Here is a 2,304-nt window from a genome sequence, read left to right as displayed (position 1 = left end):
GCCGAGCCCGACCGCGTGGCGCCGCGGGCACCGTCGCGCGCCCGGGCGACGCCGGCGCAGGATCCCGGTGGCCGGGCACACCCCCGGGCCCCGCAGCGGCGGCCCGTCCTGGTGCGCTCGGCTAGACTCCTCCGGGCTGCGCGCCGCCGGCCAGCCCGTCCCCATACGTCCGGAGAGTGCCCGCATGCCCACACGCCAGGATCTGCGCAACGTCGCGATCGTCGCCCACGTCGACCACGGCAAGACCACGCTGGTGGACGCGATGCTGTGGCAGTCCGGCGCCTTCCGCGAGAACCAGTCGGTCGACGACCGGGTGATGGACTCCAACGCGCTGGAGCGGGAGAAGGGCATCACCATCCTCGCCAAGAACACCGCGGTGGCCCACCGCACGCCGGACGGCAGCGACGTCACCATCAACATCATCGACACCCCCGGCCACGCCGACTTCGGCGGCGAGGTGGAGCGCGGGCTGGAGATGGTCGACGGCGTGGTGCTGCTGGTGGACGCCTCGGAGGGCCCGCTCCCCCAGACCCGGTTCGTGCTGCGCAAGGCGCTGGCCAAGAAGCTGCCGATCATCGTCTGCGTCAACAAGGTCGACCGCTCCGACGCCCGGATCGCCGAGGTGGTCGAGGAGACCTACGAGCTGTTCATGGACCTCGTCGACGACTCCCAGACCGACGTCCTCGACTTCCCGGTGGTCTACGCCTCGGCCAAGGCCGGACGGGCCTCGCTCACCGCGCCGGCCGACGGCGAGATGCCGGACTCCGACAACCTCGAGCCGTTCTTCGCCACCATCCTCGACACCATCCCCGCGCCGTCCTACGAGGAGGGCGCGCCGCTGCAGGCCCACGTCACCAACCTCGACGCCTCCCCCTACCTGGGCCGGCTGGCGCTGCTGCGGGTGGTGGCCGGGCGGATCGAGCGCGGCCAGACCGTCGCCTGGTGCAAGGCCGACGGCACCATCAGCAACGTCAAGCTGTCGGAGCTGCTGAAGACCCAGGCGCTGGAGCGGGTGCCGGCCGACTCCGCCGGCCCCGGTGACATCGTCGCGATCGCCGGCATCCCCGACATCACCATCGGCGAGACCATCGCCGACCCCGAGGACCCGCGTCCGCTGCCGCTCATCACCGTCGACGAGCCGTCGATCTCGATGACCATCGGCATCAACACCTCCCCGCTGGCCGGCAGGTCGGGCAAGCAGCTGACCGCCCGGCTGGTGAGGGCGCGGCTGGACGCCGAGCTGATCGGCAACGTCTCCATCCGGGTGCTGCCGACCGAGCGCCCCGACACCTGGGAGGTGCAGGGTCGCGGTGAGCTGCAGCTGGCCGTGCTGGTGGAGATGATGCGCCGGGAGGGCTTCGAGCTCACCGTCGGCAAGCCGCAGGTGGTCACCCGCACCATCGACGGCAAGCTGCACGAGCCGGTCGAGCGGCTGACCATCGACGTCCCCGAGGACTTCATCGGCGTGGTCACCCAGCTGATGGGGCTGCGCCGCGGCCGGCTGGAGCAGATGGTCAACCACGGTACCGGCTGGGTGCGGGTGGAGTACGTGGTGCCGGCCCGCGGTCTGATCGGGTTCCGCACCGAGTTCCTCACCGAGACCCGCGGCACCGGTCTGATGCACCACGTCTTCGACTCCTACGAGCCGTGGTTCGGCGAGCTGCGGACCCGTCCGACCGGCTCGCTGGTGGCCGACCGCAGCGGCACCGTGACGGCGTTCGCGCTGTTCAACCTGCAGGAGCGGGGCACCATGTTCGTCTCCCCCGGCGCCGACGTCTACGAGGGGATGATCGTCGGCGAGAACGCCCGCGCCGACGACATGGACGTCAACCCCACCAAGGAGAAGAAGCTCACCAACGTGCGCTCCTCCACCGGGGACGAGCTGGAGCGGCTGATCCCGGCCAAGCTGCTCAACATGGAGCAGGCGCTGGAGTTCTGCCGCGAGGACGAGTGCCTCGAGATCACCCCCGAGGCCGTCCGGATCCGCAAGGTCGAGCTGTCGGCAGGAGACCGGGCCAAGAGCCGCAACCGCGCCAAGCGGGGCTGAGGCCGGGACGTCGCGGGGCGGGACGCCGCCGGCGGGGCTGTCGGAGCGGCGCGCTTTGATGGGTGCAGCACCGAGGAGGAGGCACCCATGACCGCCAGCCCGTCCCGCCGCGTCGGGATCGTCCCGCCCTACCTGATCCAGCGGCTGACCGAGCACCCGTCGGCCCACGTGGCCGAGGTGGCCCAGCGCACGCTGCGGGCCGACGAGACGTTCCGCGCCCGCCCGCGCACCGGCGCCCGTCCGACCGCGGCCCCGCG

General features: G+C 71.9%; 1 protein-coding gene. It reads left to right on the top strand.

Annotated elements, in window-relative coordinates:
• The first annotated feature begins 184 nt into the window (after window positions 1–184).
• Window positions 185–2,047 carry a translational GTPase TypA gene (typA, locus tag DVA66_RS19525; RefSeq protein WP_114561481.1) on the top strand — a complete coding sequence of 621 codons (1,863 nt, stop codon included), beginning with the start codon at window positions 185–187 and terminating at the stop codon, window positions 2,045–2,047.
• Window positions 2,048–2,304 lie beyond the last annotated feature (257 nt).

The sequence above is a fragment of the Desertihabitans aurantiacus genome (assembly GCF_003344635.1).
In the GTDB taxonomy this organism is placed as follows: Bacteria; Actinomycetota; Actinomycetes; order Propionibacteriales; family Propionibacteriaceae; genus Desertihabitans; species Desertihabitans aurantiacus.
This window is presented reverse-complemented; position numbering and strand designations above follow the sequence as displayed.

Bases quoted from the DNA above. Each gene is read 5' to 3' on its own strand.
- typA (WP_114561481.1), top strand. From the start codon at position 185: ATGCCCACACGCCAGGATCTGCGCAACGTCGCGATCGTCGCCCACGTC.